19 protein-coding genes are annotated in these 19,764 nt (G+C 42.9%); 6 read left to right on the top strand and 13 right to left on the bottom strand.

Going from position 1 to position 19,764, the window contains the following annotated elements; all coding sequences use genetic code 11:
* Positions 1 to 277: 277 nt before the first annotated feature.
* The 3 genes from rimK to RM544_RS07195 are packed head-to-tail and all read left to right on the top strand — an operon-like array spanning position 278 to position 2,691.
* Positions 278 to 1,183, top strand: a complete 906-nt coding sequence (gene rimK, locus RM544_RS07185) for a 30S ribosomal protein S6--L-glutamate ligase (RefSeq protein ID WP_311361082.1) — start codon at positions 278 to 280, stop codon at positions 1,181 to 1,183.
* Positions 1,184 to 1,185: 2 nt separating this feature from the next.
* Positions 1,186 to 2,223, top strand: coding sequence for a succinylglutamate desuccinylase/aspartoacylase family protein (locus tag RM544_RS07190; RefSeq protein ID WP_311361083.1), 1,038 nt, complete (start codon positions 1,186 to 1,188; stop codon positions 2,221 to 2,223).
* A 45-nt stretch (positions 2,224 to 2,268) separates the two neighbouring features.
* A complete protein-coding gene (locus tag RM544_RS07195) occupies positions 2,269 to 2,691 on the top strand; it encodes an ATP-dependent zinc protease family protein (protein ID WP_311361084.1) in 423 nt (140 codons plus the stop codon).
* On the opposite strand, the gene RM544_RS07200 is transcribed toward RM544_RS07195, so the two are convergent.
* From RM544_RS07200 to rpe, 8 genes are all read right to left on the bottom strand, one after another.
* Positions 2,688 to 3,506: a DUF1338 domain-containing protein gene (locus tag RM544_RS07200; protein ID WP_311361085.1), complete on the bottom strand. Its 819-nt coding sequence runs from the start codon at positions 3,504 to 3,506 to the stop codon at positions 2,688 to 2,690. The two genes, RM544_RS07195 and RM544_RS07200, sit on opposite strands and share 4 nt — an antisense overlap.
* 10 nt (positions 3,507 to 3,516) lie before the next feature.
* Entirely contained in the window at positions 3,517 to 4,989 is a 1,473-nt protein-coding gene (gene astD / locus RM544_RS07205; RefSeq protein ID WP_311361086.1) for a succinylglutamate-semialdehyde dehydrogenase, read from the bottom strand.
* Between the two features lie 9 nt (positions 4,990 to 4,998).
* On the bottom strand, positions 4,999 to 6,033 hold the full coding sequence (gene astA / locus RM544_RS07210; RefSeq protein ID WP_311361087.1) for an arginine N-succinyltransferase: 1,035 nt from the start codon (positions 6,031 to 6,033) through the stop codon (positions 4,999 to 5,001).
* 39 nt (positions 6,034 to 6,072) lie between these two features.
* Positions 6,073 to 7,278: an aspartate aminotransferase family protein gene (locus tag RM544_RS07215; RefSeq protein WP_311361088.1), complete on the bottom strand. Its 1,206-nt coding sequence runs from the start codon at positions 7,276 to 7,278 to the stop codon at positions 6,073 to 6,075.
* A gap of 413 nt (positions 7,279 to 7,691) precedes the next feature.
* Positions 7,692 to 8,906: an HDOD domain-containing protein gene (locus RM544_RS07220; RefSeq protein WP_311361089.1), complete on the bottom strand. Its 1,215-nt coding sequence runs from the start codon at positions 8,904 to 8,906 to the stop codon at positions 7,692 to 7,694.
* A 25-nt stretch (positions 8,907 to 8,931) separates the two neighbouring features.
* The gene (locus tag RM544_RS07225; protein ID WP_311361090.1) at positions 8,932 to 9,534 is read right to left on the bottom strand and encodes an anthranilate synthase component II; all 603 of its coding nucleotides are present in this window, start codon (positions 9,532 to 9,534) and stop codon (positions 8,932 to 8,934) included.
* 14 nt (positions 9,535 to 9,548) lie between these two features.
* The gene (trpS, locus tag RM544_RS07230; RefSeq protein WP_311361091.1) at positions 9,549 to 10,556 is read right to left on the bottom strand and encodes a tryptophan--tRNA ligase; all 1,008 of its coding nucleotides are present in this window, start codon (positions 10,554 to 10,556) and stop codon (positions 9,549 to 9,551) included.
* Between the two features lie 64 nt (positions 10,557 to 10,620).
* The gene (gene rpe / locus RM544_RS07235; RefSeq protein WP_311361092.1) at positions 10,621 to 11,298 is read right to left on the bottom strand and encodes a ribulose-phosphate 3-epimerase; all 678 of its coding nucleotides are present in this window, start codon (positions 11,296 to 11,298) and stop codon (positions 10,621 to 10,623) included.
* 322 nt (positions 11,299 to 11,620) lie between these two features.
* On the opposite strand from rpe, the gene RM544_RS07240 reads away from it, so the two are divergent.
* The 3 genes from RM544_RS07240 (at position 11,621) to RM544_RS07250 (ending at position 13,036) form a co-directional block, all read left to right on the top strand.
* Entirely contained in the window at positions 11,621 to 12,262 is a 642-nt protein-coding gene (locus RM544_RS07240; RefSeq protein WP_311361093.1) for a TorF family putative porin, read from the top strand.
* 195 nt (positions 12,263 to 12,457) lie between these two features.
* On the top strand, positions 12,458 to 12,772 hold the full coding sequence (locus RM544_RS07245) for a hypothetical protein (RefSeq protein WP_311361094.1): 315 nt from the start codon (positions 12,458 to 12,460) through the stop codon (positions 12,770 to 12,772).
* 93 nt (positions 12,773 to 12,865) lie between these two features.
* Positions 12,866 to 13,036, top strand: coding sequence for a DUF2970 domain-containing protein (locus RM544_RS07250; RefSeq protein WP_311361355.1), 171 nt, complete (start codon positions 12,866 to 12,868; stop codon positions 13,034 to 13,036).
* A 23-nt stretch (positions 13,037 to 13,059) separates the two neighbouring features.
* Here RM544_RS07250 and RM544_RS07255 read toward each other — a convergent pair whose 3' ends face one another.
* The 5 genes from RM544_RS07255 to aroK form a co-directional block, all read right to left on the bottom strand.
* Positions 13,060 to 15,462, bottom strand: a complete 2,403-nt coding sequence (locus RM544_RS07255) for a putative bifunctional diguanylate cyclase/phosphodiesterase (RefSeq protein ID WP_311361095.1) — start codon at positions 15,460 to 15,462, stop codon at positions 13,060 to 13,062.
* 101 nt (positions 15,463 to 15,563) lie between these two features.
* Entirely contained in the window at positions 15,564 to 16,391 is an 828-nt protein-coding gene (locus tag RM544_RS07260) for a Dam family site-specific DNA-(adenine-N6)-methyltransferase (RefSeq protein ID WP_311361096.1), read from the bottom strand.
* Positions 16,392 to 16,453: 62 nt separating this feature from the next.
* A complete protein-coding gene (locus RM544_RS07265; protein ID WP_311361097.1) occupies positions 16,454 to 17,896 on the bottom strand; it encodes an SPOR domain-containing protein in 1,443 nt (480 codons plus the stop codon).
* A gap of 31 nt (positions 17,897 to 17,927) precedes the next feature.
* Positions 17,928 to 19,001 carry a 3-dehydroquinate synthase gene (gene aroB, locus RM544_RS07270; protein ID WP_311361098.1) on the bottom strand — a complete coding sequence of 358 codons (1,074 nt, stop codon included), beginning with the start codon at positions 18,999 to 19,001 and terminating at the stop codon, positions 17,928 to 17,930.
* Between the two features lie 40 nt (positions 19,002 to 19,041).
* Positions 19,042 to 19,557 carry a shikimate kinase AroK gene (aroK, locus tag RM544_RS07275; RefSeq protein ID WP_311361099.1) on the bottom strand — a complete coding sequence of 172 codons (516 nt, stop codon included), beginning with the start codon at positions 19,555 to 19,557 and terminating at the stop codon, positions 19,042 to 19,044.
* Positions 19,558 to 19,764: the final 207 nt, after the last annotated feature.

A 19,764-nucleotide genomic window follows, 5' to 3' on the forward strand; every position in this document is an offset into this window, starting at 1 on the left:
CAGAATTAGGTTAAAAGTAAAGCCAAACGGTGTTACTGTGCGTTTATATTAACCTGAACTTTATGTAAGTCGCGCTAAGTTATCATAGCATCATCAAGTTTACACCATTACTCTCGTTCCTACTTAGCTTAGCTACTTATTAGGATTTTCGTTGGTATCATCATGCAGTGAATTAAATTGTGTGGCGATAAAAATAAATGTATCCAAACATTAAAAAACAGGATATATAGTCGCCACTATTATCACTTGCCAATCATTAACTGAGTCAAGGACCATTATGAAAATTGCAGTGTTGTCGAGAAACCCGAATCTATATTCAACCAAGCGTCTGCTGGAAGCAGGACAGCAGCGAGGGCATGATGTGTCCGTGATTGACACTATGCATTGCTATATGGATGTAACCAGTGCAAGGCCATCGGTGCGTTACAAAGGTAAGGCACTTCCTCGCTTTGATGCTGTTATTCCAAGAATAGGTGCCTCAGTGACGTTTTATGGCACTTCAGTCGTGCGTCAGTTTGAGATGATGGGCACTTATTCTATCAATGAATCTGTGGCGATAAGTCGCTCTCGAGACAAGTTGCGTTCCTTGCAGTTATTGTCTCGCAAGGGTATTGGTATGCCACGCACCGGTTTCGCTAATCATCCAGACAAAATTGACGATCTGATTAAGAATGTGGGTGGTGCGCCGGTGGTGATTAAATTGCTGGAAGGTACACAGGGTATCGGTGTGGTACTAGCTGACACTGCAAAGGCGGCTGAATCTATTATCGAAGCGTTCATGGGCTTAAAAGCGTCAATTCTGGTCCAAGAATATATTGAGGAAGCGGGTGGCGCTGATATTCGTTGCTTAGTTGTAGGGGGTAAAGTTATCGCTGCAATGAAACGCCAAGGTGCGCCGGGTGAATTCAGATCTAACTTGCACAGAGGTGGCTCTGCAAGTTTAGTACGCCTTTCTCCGGCTGAGCGAAAAACCGCTGTTGATGCCGCAAAAACCATGGGACTAAACATGGCTGGTGTGGATATTTTGCGTTCCAAAAATGGACCTATGGTGATGGAAGTAAACTCCTCACCTGGGCTTGAAGGTATTGAAAAAGCAACCGGCAAAGATGTGGCAGGCATGATAATCGATTTTATTGCGAAAACGGCGACGCCAAACAAGACTAAAACGAAAGGTAAAGGCTGATAATGAAACGCGAAGACTTCGTCATTGGCGGAGAAAAAATTAAAGCTGGCGAGCAAAGGCGTCTGCAGTTAGAAATGCCGCCACTGTACACCGACACAAACATGGGTATTCCTGTGTTTGTTCAGCATGGAAAACGACCGGGGCCGACATTATTTGTGAGTGCAGCTATTCACGGCGATGAGCTTAATGGTATTGAAATTGTTAGCCGTTTAATTAAAAGCAGAGGCATTAAGAACCTTAGAGGCACTCTCATTGCGATCCCAATGGTGAACGTGTACGGCGTATTAAATCAAAGTCGATACTTACCAGATAGAAGAGACCTTAACCGTTGTTTTCCGGGTAGTAAAAAAGGCTCTTTAGCAGGACGGATTGCACGATTGTTCTTGGATGAAATCGTGAGTAAGTGTGATTTTGGCATCGACCTTCACACTGGTGCTATTCACCGTTCCAATCTACCCCAGATAAGAGCAAATTTGGATGACCCAAAAACGCTTGAGATGGCCGAAGCATTCGGTGTACCGGTGCTTCTTAATGCGGACATCCGAGATGGTTCGTTGCGACAAGCTGCCGCAGATGAAGGCGCGAAAGTGCTTTTGTATGAGGCCGGTCAAGCACTGCGTTATGATGAGTTCTCCATCCGAGCCGGTGTTAAAGGTATTATCAAGGTGATGAGAAACATTGGAATGTTGAATGGCGTCAAAGCGCGAGGCCACACTATTCGTCCATTCGTTGCTAGACAGAGCGGATGGGTGAGAGCAAATGAAAGTGGTTTTGTTATGCACAAAGCACAATTAGGGGATCACGTTGAAAAAGGAGATGTATTAGCGATAATCTCCAACCCCTTTGGTGAGCAGCTTGGCACCATGTTCTCACCAAGTACTGGGGTAGTGATCGGCAAACAAAACATCCCGTTGGCGCAGGAAGGTGAAGCCATTTATCATATTGCGTACTTCAGTAAGCCTGACCAAGTAGCTGAACATGTTGAAATGCTACAGGACAATTTGGTGGTTCCAGATTATGCCGCAGGAATGAATAGTTAGGCAGCAGTATGACGCTGTTCTTGCCTTAGATAATGAGAGTGATACATGAAAAACAAAGTGATGGTGGGCTGCTTGGAGCAGTGCGATTTACCTGATTTGAAAATCCAAGGGCTGCATGTGCGAGTAGATACTGGCGCGGCAACATCATCCTTGCATGTGGATAATATTGAAGAGTTTGAAGAAGATGATGCATTATGGATAAGTTTTGATTTACACCCAGATATCCATGACGTAAAAAGGCTGACTCGTTGTAAAAGCAAGGTTGCTGGAAAGCGCAAGGTGAAAAGCTCCACTGCAACTAAGCAGAAGCGCTATGTTATTGAAACTGAAATAGTGATGGCTGAGCAGCGTTGGACAATTCAATTGACCCTAACCGACCGCTCAGAAATGACTTACTTGATGTTACTGGGCCGAGAAGCAATGTCAGGTAGATTCACTGTCGACCCAGAGTTAGAGTATTTACTCTAACTGGCGCTAACATTTGTATTGGTGCTTTCGAAGATTTTATCAGCAGAAGCTGCTACAAAACCTTGATAATATTCACCGTTGCTTAATTTATAACGCTGAGCAAATTCATAGAAGCAACTTGGTATAGATAGCACACCATCACTAAAAGTCACATCGGCGGAATCCGCCATTGTAGAAGACTGTGCGAGGCATACGTCTTCTCCACCTTTAATCTCACCACCAGAAGTGTTCAATCTGAAACCCGCATCTTTCAGCTTACTATTCACGTCACTTAGCTCATCAATACTGTTAAGATGATTCACACTGACGGTGAAATGATTTGCGCGATATCCCCATGCTGCCATCCAAGCTGCATACTCAGATTCTGCAAGCAAGGTCTTGTAATCTGCTTGAGAAACCTGCCAATGAGTGCCTGAATAAAGAAAGTCATCGTGTGTAGTTACCATGGGATCTATTTGGTCAACAAGCTTATGAATAATGGCCTGCGCAGTATCGCTAAGCTCTTCAACACGAAGCTCACTAATAAATACTTTAGGGTTCGTCAGGTCCGCATGCTCAAAGTGCATCGCGGTCAGTTTCTTACTTGCGAAGTCATAATCACCTTTTTGCTTATAACCTAAGCTAAGAAAGTGCGCTGCCAGCTTTTCCAAGTTTACTTTTTCAGTGTTAAAGGTGCGCAGTGCAATGTGGTCATTTACAATATCTGTCTGACCAGTAGCATTACCCAAGAGTTGATGGATTTTATCCGCTGAGGGTGTAATTTTTATGTAGTCTGCCCATAAGCCAGCAAACAAAGCGTCGATACTATTATGCATGACTATTTCCTTAGAATGTTAAACCAGGACTTAATGTAGAGGGTAACGTAACTACATCAAGTTCAACTGAAGCGACTGGGTAAGCGCAATAGTCTGCAGCGTAGTAAGCACTAGCTCTATGGTTGCCACTTTCACCTATACCACCAAATGGCGCTGCGCTGCTTGCACCGGTTATCGGTCTGTTCCAGTTAACAATACCAGCACGAATTCTGGCAAGAAAGTAATCATAATCTTCCTTACTATCTCCCAATAAGCCTGCAGATAAACCAAAGCTGGTGTTATTGGCCTGTTCAATCGCAGTATCAAAGTCAGTATAACGAACCACTTTAAGTAAAGGACCGAAATGCTCTTCATCTGGCATTTCAGTCACTATATCAGTTACATCAATAATACCTGGTGTAACAAAGCCTGTGTCTGTATCTGTATGTTCTAATTTTAGTAGACTTTTTGCGCCTAAATTGAGTAAGTCTTGTTGCGCACTTGCCATTCCTGCAGCCGCTGCTGCACTGATCATAGCACCCATAAATGGCTGTTCTTCAGCATCGTAATGGCCGACTTTTATTGCCTTTGTTACTTCTAAAAGGCGCGCTAAGATCTTGTCGCCTTGTTCGTTACTTTCTATGAATAAACGGCGAGCACAGGTACAACGCTGTCCACTAGTAACGAATGCTGATTGCACGATATCATGCACAGCGGCGTCTATATCAGCTACTCCCTTAACGATCAGTGGGTTATTTCCGCCCATTTCTAATGCTAGGATCTTGCCCGGGTGGCCTGCAAATTGTTCGTGTAAAATTTTACCCGTGCGTGAGCTACCAGTGAAAAACAGGCCGTCAATGTTTTGATGGCTTGCTAAGGCTTTACCTGTCTCAACTTGGCCTTGAACAAGGTTTAAAACACCTGCTGGCAGTCCCGCTTTTTGCCATAGTTGCACGGTAAACTCTGCGACCATTGGGGTCAGATCACTTGGTTTGAAAACTACTGTGTTTCCTGCAATTAAAGCAGGTACGATGTGCCCATTAGGTAAATGACCGGGAAAGTTATACGGTCCAAACACAGCGACAACACCATGTGGTTTATGTCTAATTATCGCCTGCCCAACGGGCATTGCGTTTTCGACGGTACCGGTACGCTCATGGTAGGCCTTCTCAGAAATCGCGATTTTGCCCATCATAGCTGCGGCTTCAGTGGCTGTTTCCCACTCTGGTTTACCTGTTTCTTTGGCGATGATCTTAGCCAAGCTCTGCTTATTTTCTGCCAGTAATTCAGCAAACTTTTTGATAATACTAAGGCGTTCTTCTACTGTTTTCAAAGACCAGCTAGGGAAGGCAGTTCTGGCAGCAGCAACAGCGTCGTTGACCTGTGCTTCGGAGGCTGCTTTAGCAGACCAGATAACCTGGTTTTTGGCTGGATCAACTGAATCGATAGTGTGGCCAAGGCCAGCTATCCATTTACCATCAATGTAATGTGTCGTGTCTGTCATGTATCACTCCTAATGCTTAGTATTTGCGGGTGAAAATCGAATTGAATCGCCATCTTTGATGCCTAGTGCGGAGGCGGTCAGTCTTTCTATTGCAACTTTATTGGCGTCAACATAGGCAACTTCTGCTATACATGCGCGAAAGTCTTTAACCGAGGTATTAATGGCGAAACAGGTTTCACCATCGGTTTGGGCTAAGTTATCGTTGATGACAATCGTTGCTTTGCGACTTGCTTGCACTGTGGCGACTTGATTAACGTCGGCCTCAACAGTAGGGCCTGCATCAAAAATGTCGACGTAGCCTCTACATTTAAAGCCTTCTTGTTCTAATAAACGTAAAGCGGGTTTAGTTTTGTCATGTACCTTGCCGATACTATCTTGCGCCGCTTTACTGAGTAGGTTGACGTAGATGGGATACTTCGGCATTAATTCTGCTATAAAGCCTTTCTTGCCAATGCCTGTAAGATAATCAGCTGTTGGGAAGTCTAATGAGAAGAAGTGTTCTTCTAACCATGCCCAAAAAGGTGAGCGACCTTTTTCATCACTGATACCACGCATTTCAGCAATCACGATTTCAGCAAAACGCTCATGATGCTCAGCCATGAATAAAAAGCGCATTTTGGATAAAAATCGGCCATTTAGGCCCTGTCGTGCATTCTCTCGTAGAAATAAGGTACAAATTTCACTGACACCAGTATAGTCATTGCAAAAGTGCAGTATTTCCACGGTGTTATGCACATTTAACTCTCTTGATGCATGCACTACCTTGCTCACATGGTAATGATAGAAGGCGTCTTCCAAACCGACAGTTGCCTCGATACCTGAAGTACCGACGACTTGGCCGGTTTCCGTATCTTCCATTACGAACAAATAGCTTTCTGGCCCAGGGACGGTTGGTGTCGATGCGATAGCATCTATCGCTCGACTGATTTTTCGTTTGAGTAACTCTTCATTCACCGGCAATGATGTAAAGCCAATACCCGACTCCTCTGCAATCTCGTACAGAGCTTGATAGTCGTCGGCTTTGATAGGGCGGATGATTTTCATCGAAGTATCCTTCTCAAAAGACTGTGTATAGTTGCGCGATTAACCCGCTACAACTGCAGCTACGGCTCGTTCAAATCGAGCTAAGCCTTCAACAATGTCTTCATCAGGAATAACCAATGAAGGTGCAAAACGAATCACGTTCATGCCAGCAACAAGGCACATAAGGCCTTCACTATTAGCTGCAACCATAAAGTCGCGCGCGCGGCCCGCATACTCTTCATTCAGTGCGCAACCCAAGAGCATACCTTGGCCTCTAACTTCACTGAATACGTGATACTTGTCGTTGATTTTCCCAAGAATTTCGCGATAAAGCGCTTCTTTTTTAAGAACACCTTCTAATACTTCTGGTTGGTTCACTACGTCAAGCGCTCTTTCGGCAACAGCACAAGCCAGCGGGTTACCGCCATAGGTACTGCCATGAGTACCCGGCTTCAAGCTGTTAGCGATATCGTTTGTGGTAAGCATTGCGCCAATTGGGAAGCCGCCACCTAGAGATTTCGCAGTAGTAAGGATGTCAGGAACAACATTCACGCCCATATATGCATATAAGTGACCCGTTCGGCCTACGCCAGACTGGACTTCATCAAAAATAAGGAGTGCGTTGTGCTTGTCGCATAACTCACGAACACCTTTTACGAATGCAGGATCTGGTACGATGATGCCGCCTTCGCCCTGAAGTGGCTCCATCATGACAGCACAGGTGCGTTCTGACATCATTTCGGCCAGCATTTCTAAGTTATTGAACTCACAATGCTCTACTGCACCTGGCTTTGGACCAAAGCCATCGGAGTAAGCTGGTTGACCACCGACCGTCACGGTAAAGAAGGTGCGACCGTGGAAGCCCTGCTTAAACGAAATAATTTGGTCTTTCGCTTCGCTATGGTGATCGATTGCGTATCTGCGAGCGAGTTTAAGTGCTGCTTCATTGGCTTCAGCACCAGAGTTTGCAAAATATACTTTGTCTGCAAAGGTTGCGTCACATAACTTTTTGGCTAAACGCATTGCTGGTTCATTTGTAAAAACGTTACTTAAATGCCACAGCTTAGCGCCTTGCTCTTGCAAGACCTTAACCAGTTCAGGATGACAATGACCCAAAACGTTGACTGCAATTCCTCCTGCAAAGTCGATGTATTCTTTCCCTTCTTGATCCCAAACTCGAGAGCCTTCGCCTCGAACGGGCACCATCTCTGCTGGGTTATAGTTGGGTACCATTACATCATTAAACGTTGCGCGAGTTACTTGCATACAAAACACCTCTTTGCGTTGATTCTGTGCGCTAATGTTGACCTTGTCTCACTAGCGAATTGGCCGAGTAGTATGCCAGAATATAGTCACAAAGTAAGCAAGAAATTTGCTTTGAGGCCAGTAAAAATAGGGGGTATGCAAGCATTTGCAGTTTTATTGCATATTTATTTGATGTGCAAAGGACAGCATCAATTTGGTGTTATGTCGTGACCAATCGAAGTATCAGTTGAAGGGCTGCTTGATGATAGAGTACACACGCGAGGGTTTGTCGACATTGACAAGCTTCCTTACTTATCCAGTAATTTCAGACTATTGTTTTACTTTTCGAAAAGAAGACTGGGCATAAGCATTCAAAAATAATTCTTAACAATCTAGAGAAGTGAGCTTGTTAAAGATGAATAAAGGTGCTGTTTTTATTCTGTTAAGGCTTTTGGCGGCGTGTGATGTTCCGGAATATTGATTTCAAGGCCTGTTAAATTGGTTTTCATCAACAACACGACGTCGTCAGACACAATGCCAAAATTTCGTAAATATAGCATCGAAGTTTGTTTTGACATGAGGCCATTAGCCTTCATCATTTTGAACTGCATATAGCCTTGGCAGCGGAAAAGAAGATCTGTCAGCGGGTGAAGATTCTTTGATTTTACATACTGATAGCTAATTTCTTGTATGCGAGTGTAATCTTCAAAACCAATGCCGATCATTAACCAACGGCATTTAAATTGCCCGACTAAATCACTAGTGAGTTGGTCGGCGTATTTAGTCCATAGGGTAATGAGGTATTTATGTGACGGCAATAGGGTTGCTAAGGCCTTCGCTTGTACTGGGTTATTCTTCTTACGTGCTTCAATGACCTTTTCTCGGAGTTTGCCATCGAAGGCTTTTAAGTACATCTTTGCTATAGCATTTCGCCCCATGGTACTGAACATGCCCATGTTGTAACCCAAATACCACTTTGAACCTTCCTTTTCGGCAATTGCTCGACATGCTTTGGCAGAACCTAAGGTGTATTCCCACATATGATTAGCGAGTTCTGGGAACATTTCTGAGCGGGCTGGTAACCCACGTTTTGATATCAACGCTGGGAGCAGTGTGCGTAAGCTCTCAATCCCGATAAAACTAAGCGCTTGTCTGAGTGTTTCAATGATGATGGGTTTACCGCGTGTATCAACACGTCTATATTTAGGTTGCTTGACGAATTTAATCAAACCTTGTTCTAACCAATCTAATTGAATAATTATCGCTTCAAGGCGGGATATAGAACACGATTCGGTATATAAGACATCAAGTAATTTACCGATGAGAGGGTCAAGCCCAAGGACTTTCTTTAAGACATAATCGGTATCTCGGATACTTTTCGCTAAATCATTGATTAAGCTAACATGAAATTCGGCTTCGACTTGTTGTAGAAAGAGGTTCTTTTTTTGATTCATTTCTTCGCGGTTTTTAATCGCGACTTCTTCGACAAAAAGCAGTTCTCTGCGTGCTTCAGCTTGCTCAGAATCTTCGTACGTACGTTGTTTTTCAGTTTTTTGACCAGACAAGATGACAGCCTCATCAATACTGACGAGGAGGTGCTCAAAACGATTATTCATCGTTGCAGCAAGTTGAGATACGCTTAACTTCATGTCTATTTGTACATCCGTATTCTAGCTATTGTTTCAGAAAGTTATTCAAAATTTGATGGCCCGCAGTTGTTAGTAGAGATTCAGGATGAAACTGAACGCCGTATACCGGCAGTGTTTTATGTTCAATTCCCATTATCTCTGTATCGTCACTTTCTTCACAAACTGCAGTTATTTCAAACATCTCTGGCAAACTCGCGTGCTCCAAAATCAAAGAATGATAGCGCGTAGCAACAAATGGAGACTCAAGCCCTTTAAATATAACACTATCTTGCACTATTTGTATGCTAGAAGTTTTGCCGTGTTTGATATTTTTTGCGCGTACCACTTTTGCCCCAAACACCTGTCCAATGGCTTGATGACCTAAGCACACACCAAGTAATGGTTTTCTACCTGCAAAATAAGCAATCGCATCTAAACACACCCCTGACTCATTTGGGGTGCAGGGGCCCGGTGAAATAACCAAATGAGAGAAGGCGAGTTGCTTAATTTCTGCTAAGGTCAAGTCGTCGTTCTTAATCACCCTAACATTCGCACCTAACTCCTCAAAATAACGAGCTAGGTTGAAAGTAAAGGAGTCATAATTATCAATAATCAATACCGATGGTAGAAGACTCTCATTATTACTCACTGAATGCAGTATCCTTAAGGGGTGACAAAACCGACAGCAGCATAAGCCTTAGCTAATGTAACGGCCGCTTTTGCACGAGCGTTTTCAGCACTTTTTGTCATCACTTCTGATAGGTAGTTATGATCAGATCTAATACGGGCATAGTTCTCTTGAATTGGCGCGAGCATAGACACTACAGCCTCTGCGACATCACCTTTCAAGTGGCCATACATCAATCCTTCGTATTTAGGTACTAAGGATTCGACACTCTCACCGGTAGTGCAAGATAGTAAGGAAAGGAGGTTTGAAACGCCGGGTTTTTCTTGTACATCGTAATAAATGCGTGCTTTTTCATCACTGTCAGTCACTGCTCTTTTAATCTTTTTAGTCAGTTTCTTTGGATCTTCTAGTAATCCAATGACGTTATTCGGGTTGTCATCTGACTTAGACATTTTCTTCATCGGGTCTTGCAGACTCATTACTCTGGCACCTGATTCTGGAATGAAGGGGTCCGGAATAGTAAAAACGTCACCGTATAAATTGTTAAATCGTGTTGCGATGTCTCTTGTCAGTTCTAAATGTTGTTTTTGATCTTCACCGACCGGCACTCTGTTGGCTTGATACACAAGAATATCTGCAGCCTGCAATACAGGATAACTGTAAAGACCCACGTTAATATTTGATGCATTCTTCTGTGATTTATCTTTGAACTGAGTCATGCGATTCAACTCGCCCATTTGGGTGTAACAATTCAGTACCCAACTGAGTTGCGCGTGCTCAGGAACGTGCGATTGCATGAAAATACTGCTTTTATTTGGGTCGATACCACACGCTAAGTAAAGTGCTAGGCCATCTAAACATGCTTCTTTTAATGCAGTCGGCTCTTGCCTAACAGTAATCGCGTGTAAATCTACGATCATATATAGACAGTCATGGTCATCTTGCATATCAACCCACTGGCGTAATGCTCCCATGTAATTTCCCATGGTTAGTTGGCCAGATGGTTGGCAACCACTTAAAACGATTGGTTTGGATGAACTCATGTTTTCTTTCTTTCCTGATAGTAGAGGTTATTACTTAATTTACAAAAGTGTGTGAATGCGCATGTTAGTCGCTTGTCGCTTGTTTCATTGCGTTTTTCATTTTGCTGATAGTACCAGCGTAGTCATCGGAATTAAAAATGGCAGACCCAGCTACAAACATGTCTGCACCTGCTGCTCGCACATCGCCAATATTGTCTGTTTTTATGCCGCCATCGACTTCGATTCTAGTATTCAGACCAGCCTGGTCAATACGTTGCTTGAGTTGTTGAATTTTCGCGAGAGTCGAGTCTATAAATGATTGCCCACCGAAACCTGGGTTAACTGACATTAGTAGCACATAGTCGAGCTTGTCTAACACACAATCAAGTACATGCAGCGGCGTTCCCGGGTTTAAGGCGAGACCGGCTTTGCAACCGGCATCTTTTATCAATTGAATACTACGATCAAGATGCAAGCTTGCTTCGGGGTGAAAGCTAATCATGCTGGCCCCAGCTTTAGCAAAGGCCTCTATCATGCTATCTACTGGTTGCACCATCAAGTGCACATCAATGTCTGCGCTTATTCCATGGTTTCGTAATGCTTGGCAAATCATCGGGCCGAAACTGAGGTTGGGCACGTAATGGTTATCCATAACATCGAAATGTATAACGTCTGCACCAGCTAAAAGCACATTTTCAACTTCCTCGCCGAGGCGAGCAAAATCAGCGGATAGTATAGATGGCGCGATGAGTGGTGCGTGCATTGAGTGAGTTCCCTGTAAAATACGTAGTTTACCTAACTTTTCGAGTGGACAAAAGCCAAGTTACTGCCCATTAATGGTGAGCTTGCATCAAATTGGGGCAAAATTCCTCACCTTTCCTTTTTTGCCGCCGATATTATTTTTGAATACATATTATTAAATCTACTAAAGTGTAATTAAATCATGTTCTTATGAGTTTTTAGGCTGGTTTTTTTATTTCGGCATCAGTTTTGCTGTTAAATGAGTAATGGCAGCTACTTCACCTATTCATAATAAGACGATTATAAAATCGCGAAAAAATATAAAAACTTTATGGAGAACTCACATGAGAACATTTAAACGCACTGCTTTGGCAGCAACACTTTTAGCAAGCACCTTAGCGAGTCATTCTGCAATGGCGGAATGGTCGGCAAATATTGGTGTTGTGTCTGATTATCACTTCCGTGGTATTCAACAAACAGAATCAGCATCAACAAGTGCTGGTATTGATTATGCTGGTTCAACTGGTTTTTACGCTGGTGCGTGGACTGCGGAAGTTGAAGACGGTTTGGAAGTCGACCTTTATGCAGGTTACGGTGTTGAGCTTGAAAGCGGCATTACTTTAGATGCCAACTTTACCACTTATCAGTACACAGGCGACTTCGATAGCGCATACAACGAAATTGGTCTAGGAGCTGGTTTTGGTTTGTTCTCTGTTGGTTACGTTCAAGGTAAATGGGACGGTGTCGTTGGTAATGAAGACGCAACAGAAGGTGATTACTCTCTAATTACACTTGGCCTTGAAAGCGGTGGTTGGTCTGCGACTATCGGATCTTACGGTCAAGATGCTGAAGGTGAGTATGGCGAAATCGCATATGGCACTGAAATTGGTGGATTCGATGTTGGTGTTGGTCTTGTGATCAGCGGATCAGACTTAGATGACAGCGAGTCACTATACTTTTCTATCAGCAAGTCATTCGAGCTATAAGCTAAAGACTGACTTAGCTGAATAAAAGCTCTCGTGTGTTAATTTGCATACGGGAGTTTTTTTATGACAAAATTTTAATATTGTAGAGTCAAATTTTTGCGCTATACTTAGTGCAAATATTAACCGATAGCATCGGTCTATTACTCTCATCATTAACTTCAATGATGGTTTTACGCCGGTCAGCTAGGGAAGAGCATGAGTCAACCTCGTCAATTTGACAAAATAGCAAAAGTAAAAAGCATTGCTGCCGTGCTCGGTATCGTGTTTTGCTTTTATTTGTCAATGACTCACGCCCACTCAGCCAAAGTGCCATGTTTAATGCATGAATACACGGCACAAGAGCTTCCGAACGGTAATACTTCTGAAATCTCCACAAGCGCGATTACAAGTAATTTCATTGAGTGTACTACAATTGAAAAACAACTCAGTTGGGTCGCTTGGCTAATGAATCGATCGGATTCGACTCAACTTCATTACCTTGATTTACTTGAGCTGCTTTCACGCTCTTAATTTCTGCGCTACTCTTAAGACAGTCACTATGTTTTGCACACATTGCTTGGCAAACCGCTGTCGCTTGGGTTTAGGAGATGGATATTGAAAAAGATGTTTGGTGTTATTAAGAGCGTATTGGCTAGTATGTTAGGCGTACAGTCGCAACAAAATTATGAAAATGATTTTGCTGAACGTTCAGCCTTGCCCTATATCATCACAGGTATTGTGATAGTTGTTTTGTTTGTGGTCTCATTAATTGTACTAGTGAACTTTTTAACGTAAACATAATTTATGCCTACCCAATTTTAGGCCCTATCGGATTCATTCTGTAAAAAAATCACTAAGTCGTCGTGTTTAATGGGTTTAGAGATAAGATAGCCTTGAATATAGTCGCAACCCAATTTACGCAATTCTTCAAATTGTGCTTCTGTTTCAGCGCCCTCAGCAACAATCGGTACAGACAAACTATGTATCATTTGTGTTAGCGATCCTACAATCCTTTGTTGACGTTCATCGACATCTATTTTGTCTAACAAAGAGCGGTCTAACTTCACCGTGTTGTAATTAAACGCTGTAAGATAGGATAAGGATGAATAGCCTGCACCAAAATCGTCGATGGCTACTCTAAAGCCAAGGTCAGTAGCGTACTCAATCCAAAACTTTGCTTGTTGAAAATTGGTGATTAAAGTGGTCTCGGTTATTTCCAGCTCAATACGATTTGGATTGATTCGGCATCTTTCTAACTCTTCTTTCAAAAATTCAATTGCGCGGTCATTCACCAGTTGAGATGAGCTTAAATTTACAGAAATAATAATATCATCTCGTTGTATCTCATCTAAGAAAGCAACTTCTCTAATAACTGATTGCACGATCCATTCAAACAGCCTGTTCATGTTTTCGCTTTCTTCTAATACATCTATGAAGGTAGGTGGAGGAATGAATCCTAGTTCTGGGTGTTGCCATCGACAGAGAGCCTCAAGCTTCGTCACTTTGCGAGAGCTGCTATCAACTATTGGTTGATAGACTAAAAATAATTGATTTTCGGCAAGAGAGTTAGCGAAGTCATTTTTGATCGTAAAGCGTAATTGTGCTTTTTCTTCCATCGATTCATCGAAGAACTTAAAGCGATTTTTACCTTCTTCTTTTGCTTGATACATCGCGATATCACCATAGCGAAGCAACTTATCAGCATCAATTGAGCTTGCGTCTTGAGTAGCAATACCAATACTCGCGCTAATAGTGATATTGGTCTCATAAATATGAAATGGTGCGGCGAATAGTTGGACAACCGATTCAGCCATTTCAAGCAATGCATCCTTAGCATCATAATTAGTGTAGCAGATAACAAACTCATCACCCCCAATCCGGTAGACCTTAATGAATTTATTCGATACTCCTTTCAAACGATAACCAATCTTTTTCAGCATGATGTCGCCAGCTTCATGGCCTAAGTTATCATTTACTGGTTTGAAGCCATCAAGATCTAAGAAGAAAATAGCCACATTGTGAGCTGTATTTTTCTTGCCGATAACTTGTAAGTCGTCAACCAACACATTACGCGTGTATAAGCCTGTGGTGCTGTCGATAGTGGCTTGTCTAACCAAGCGTTTCTGGGACACATCTAATTCATGCTCATAGCTCTCTAGCATATCAATAGCATTGCGAAACTCATCTTCCAGATCATATAGCTCATCGTTGAAGCGGCGGTCCTTTCTTTGACCTAAACGATATCTAGCGGTGTTGTACTCTTTGCTTGCGATCAAGGAAATTGCACGTCGAAGTTTATTGATCTGAGAAATAGGAATAATAGAAAAGGTTATTAGCGTTAATAGTATCCCCAAGGTCACGGTGACAAAAATCAATATGACTTGTTGCTTTTGAGCTGTTTGTTGATTTATAAGGTCGCTAATTTCACGGATAAACATGACATTAAATGGATAGGCGATACTATCTATTTGCTCAAACCAGACAAAGTATTCGCTATTATTAACGCTTAGCCTTAAACCACTATTTTCTAATTGTTCAAACTGTGACTCGCTGAGGTCTGTATTTAACAGAGGCTCCAGCTCACCTGCGCCGGTGATTATTTCGGTAATATAACGTTTCAAAGAAGTTTCACTAGTAACTGGCGCTTCAGACGGAGCTAAGATCCCTACGTTACTACCAGTTATCAAATTGAGAAACTCGACCGATTGTGCCAAATCAGCAATTAATGTGAGTGTCCAAGTACTGTGATTAAATGTGATGGGTACTGATGTAGATAATTCACACTCAAGATGACAAATAATAGCTGATTGCGCGTTTCCTGTGCGTATCGTTTCCTTTTGCATGCTTTCAATGTATTTGCTTGGAAAACTGCCAAATTGATATCGTGTATCACCATCGCTGAGGGACAAAGAAGAAAGCGAGTAGCTCGTTTGCAGGCGACTCCAAATTTCTTGGAAATAGAGTTTACCTTCTTCAGGTGTTTTACGACTGAGCGTACTCAGACTTATCAGCTCTTCAGCATGCAGTCTGAGTTCTTCTAACTGTTGATCAAAGAGCAGGTGAGAAACTCTAAGATGTCCGTACTGCACTTCCTCAATTTGCGCTTCAAATCGCTTACTTTGTTGGGCAGTTACGAAGCCATAAGAGGCAGCTAAAGAAACGATCGCGACAATGGTTACGAGTAAAAGTGTTTTCGACAGTAGGCCGCGAATTCGTATCATGTTGGTCTTGTCTGGTGATTTTATATACTGAGTGAGCGCTAAGTGTACGGCAAAAGTGAAAAGGGTTGAAGCCGAAACTACAATTTGATGAGCTATGCCTTTTATTTGGGTGCAAATATGGCAATGAGCTCTTTTACAGGCTTTCTCGTTAGTGCATTTTGACTGATAAAGCGCTTAGCTTGAAAACTCTTAATTTTAGCGCCTTGATAGAATTCACGAGAGAGTGAGGTATCGTGGTTACTGATAACCACGGTAAGTTGTTTTTCCTGAACGTACTTCTGAGCAGTTAAGGCGAGCTCTCTTTGATCTTCCAAACTAAACCCTGCACTAGCATATTGCGTGAATGACGCCGTTTTGCTGATTGGGATATACGGCGGATCACAATAGACGACCGCATGCTTTGGCGCCTCGCTGATCACTTTGCGATAGTCATGATTAGTAAATTCTGCGTTTTCGAATCGTTTAGCGAAATGTTGTATCTCTTTAACCGGAAGTTTGGGTTTTACGTATCGTCCGAAAGGCACGTTAAAGCCACCGCTACTATTATAGCGACATAAACCATTGTATCCATGTCGATTCAAATAGACGAAGAGGATGGCGCGGCTGAACAAATCGCGCTCGAGGTTAAACTCTTTACGTTTTTGATAATAAAAGTCAGCATTATTAGTTTCAGGTGTGAAAAGGGGAGTTAGAGCAAGTAAGAAGCGCTCTGGCTCGGTTTGCACTATGCGGTAAAGATTAACCAAATCGGTGTTAATGTCGTTCAGTTGATACTTATCATAATCGGCATTAAGCGCAACTGAGCCCGCACCAAAGAATGGCTCGATGTACATCGATGAAGATGGAAGATGTGGCAGTATTTTATCAAGGAGAGTGTACTTTCCGCCGGCCCATTTTAAAAAGGCTCTATTTTTTATATTTTTCTGCACAGCGACTATTCAGCATATTTTATCTAAGCAACATTGGTCGCTACATTATCAGAATTCAAGGCTTACCGTTGAATTATTTCTAGTTTGATTTGGCTGAGGTCCTTTGCAAACGGCTCAGTATCCTGGATGTTTTGTGATAAACCCGAAACCGCGGCACGAGCGTCATTTAAGGAATCAAATCGTTGATTCAATACAACCACATGCCATGCTCCGCCATAGCGTGTTGTTTGGTAGACCCAAACTTTATTTTCCAAGTTATTGTCAGTGATAAATTCATTTAAAACACTGCGGTTTTGGATGCCCGATAATTGCAACAGAACGCCGGGTTCTTCTAACGACAATAACATTGACTCATCAAACTCGTAGTTTGGTCCTTGTTCTGGTGTATCGGTGTCGTCTATTTTGTCTTCAGCATCGAGCAAAGAGTCACCAAGTTGTTGATCGAGTTGCTCTACGCTGATGATATCAGGCACCGCAAAATCGCCTTCTTCAGCAACGGATTGATCTGGCTGCTGCGATTCAGTTGCCTTAGCTTGTTCTGCCTGTTGGCGGTTTTCTTCGTCAATTTTTTGTTTTAAATCAGCGACTTTCTCTTCACTCGCTTCTTTCGCGTCTTGCCAAGAGGTCACCAACTCAATCGGGGTTTCCGTATCAATTGGGTCCTCGGGTATTAGCGCCTCGGTTTCAACTTTCGTCTGCGGCATTGCTGGTTCGGCCTCAGTCTCATCAAGCCGAAGCTTTTGATCTAATACTTGGTTTATTTCTGCGAGTTCATCAGCGACAATTGACTCTTCTCTTGGTAGCTCTCCGGTTTTTAGGAGATGTTTGATCTGTTGTGGATATTGCCAGGCCATAATACCAATAAATACAAGCAGCAATAACGCTAAGACGGAACTGATAAACCATTTCTTTGTTACCAAGGGAACAGGGTCTTCATCATCCATAAATCGTAATGATAGTGGCCGCTTACTTTCAGCCATTAAGCCTTCCAATGCGTTTGTATCAAACGTGGTGGTATCTATAGACTCTGAACTGAGTAGCACTGGGCGAGAGCTGTTTTTCTTAGGAAGCCACTTTTTCGCTTTCTCTGCCCATGCAGTTTCGCCAAATAAAATGACGTTTACATGATGGTCTGATGATACAGCCTTACTTTCTATGACCCATTCCCATAACTCTTGTAAAAAGTCATTTGGTAGCATTTGGGATTGTTTGATACACAAAAGAAAAGGACCAGGTTGGTCGACAAGTCCTTTGAGTAACTCTTTAAGCGGACGAACAAAACTCCCTACTTTTTGGCCTAATAATTGTCTGCAAATAATACGGCGCAGGTCGGCAGATTCCATCGAAAGTTCTGCAGTAAAGTAGGAAATTTCTGTGTTTTCTTGCTGTAGGGAAAGGAAATCCTCCAGTGAACGCTGTTGCTGAGCAATAGTATCCCCGCTCACAAAAATGAGCTGCGATGAATAATTCACCAGGTGTTTCAACCTATCTTGAAGCTCAGACAACTATCTTCATCTCCTTGTTGGGTGCAAGTGCTTATCCGAGTAAGGCTTGTAGCTCTTCGCTGCTAACATCATCAACCACTAAAGCGTGACCAATCGCATTGGGTACAATAAACCGCATAGTACCAGATAACACTTTTTTGTCGTGCTTCATGTGCTTAATGTAGGTTTCGGCAGTCATTTCAAGCGGACCGCTAACGGGTAAGTCGAATCGAGAAATCAATGTACTAATACGTGTCAGATCTTCATGCGATATCCACTGACGCATTCGAGCTAATTGTGCTGCTTGAACCATACCAGCAGCGACCGCTTCACCATGTAACCAATTCCCATAGCCTTTTTCTGCTTCTATGGCGTGACCAAAAGTATGCCCTAAGTTTAGCAAAGCTCGCACGCCATGCTCTTTTTCATCTAGATTCACAACTTCAGCTTTAATTTTGCAGCAGCAGGTAATAGCGTGTCTCAAGGCATCTGCATCGCGATTTCTGAGCAAAGCGACATTCTGTTCCAACCAAACAAAAAACGCGGCATCGTACATAATGCCGTATTTGATGACTTCCGCCATACCAGCAGAAAACTCCCTCTCAGGTAAAGTAACCAAGGAGTTAGTATCGATAAACACCGCTTTAGGCTGGTAGAACGCCCCTATCATATTTTTACCAAGGGGATGGTTGACCGCTGTTTTGCCGCCTACAGATGAGTCTACCTGTGAAAGTAGTGTTGTAGGTACTTGCACGAATGGGATACCGCGTTGATAGCATGCTGCAGCAAATCCACCCATGTCGCCGATCACACCGCCACCTAATGCAATTAGGGTGGTGTCCCGTGCTGCACCATTTTCAAGTAAAGCACTGAGCACTTTTTCGAAATACGCGAGTGTTTTGTATTGCTCACCATCAGGCAGAATAATATCGATACATTTGATATCGGCATCAAGAAGCGGTTTTTTCACGGTATCAAGGTACAGCGAAGCGACGGTTTCGTTAGTGACGACAGCGCAATGCTTTCCACTGATCGCAGACAGCAAAAAACCGGGCTGCGTAAACAGTCCGGTTTCAATGTAGATAGGGTAGCTACGCTCTCCCAGATCAAGGTTTAATGTGGGCATAACGAGGCTTCCTTCCTTATTTTTAATTGCGTGAGAGGGTTTACAAACCAATTTTGCCAATTATCTGGTTGGCCACTGCGCGTGCGCTCTGATCATCGGTTTCAACAACGTAATCAGCGACTTCAGTGTAAAGCGGATTTCTTTCGTCTGCTAGATCTCTTAAAACCTGTTCTGGATCGTTGTTTTGAAGCAGTGGGCGACGCTTATCACGCTGCGTTCTGGCGACTTGTTTATCTATCGTAGTTTGTAGGTACACTACGATCCCTCGGGCAGATAAACGATTTCTGACTGTTTTTGAAACGATAGAGCCGCCACCTGTTGCAAGCACAATACCCTGCTTGTCGGTGAGGTCATTAATAATATCTTCTTCTCGTTTCCTAAAACCGTCTTCACCTTCTAAATCAAAAATCCACGCAATGTCTGCGCCGGTGCGTCGTTCAATTTCTTGGTCTGAATCGAAAAAGTCGAGGTGAAGTTCGTCTGCGAGATGTCTACCAATAGTACTCTTGCCGGCACCCATTGGGCCCACAAGAAATATGTTACGTTTTTCAGCCATGTCTGATTAATTCACATTCTTAGTATATGATTGAAGTTGGCAATGGTGAAACTGAATGTGCCAACTTGAACTACCACACTGACGAGAGTATCTATTTTTTTCGTCAATGCGAACGGATAATTTCCTCACTGGAAAATCTATAAATCGATTATCTCAATGTTACCACCTGTTATGCAAGCTTTCTTATGAATAAGAAATGTAAAATAG

The organism is Brumicola blandensis (genome assembly GCF_031846165.1).
Classification (GTDB): Bacteria; Pseudomonadota; Gammaproteobacteria; order Enterobacterales; family Alteromonadaceae; genus Glaciecola; species Glaciecola blandensis.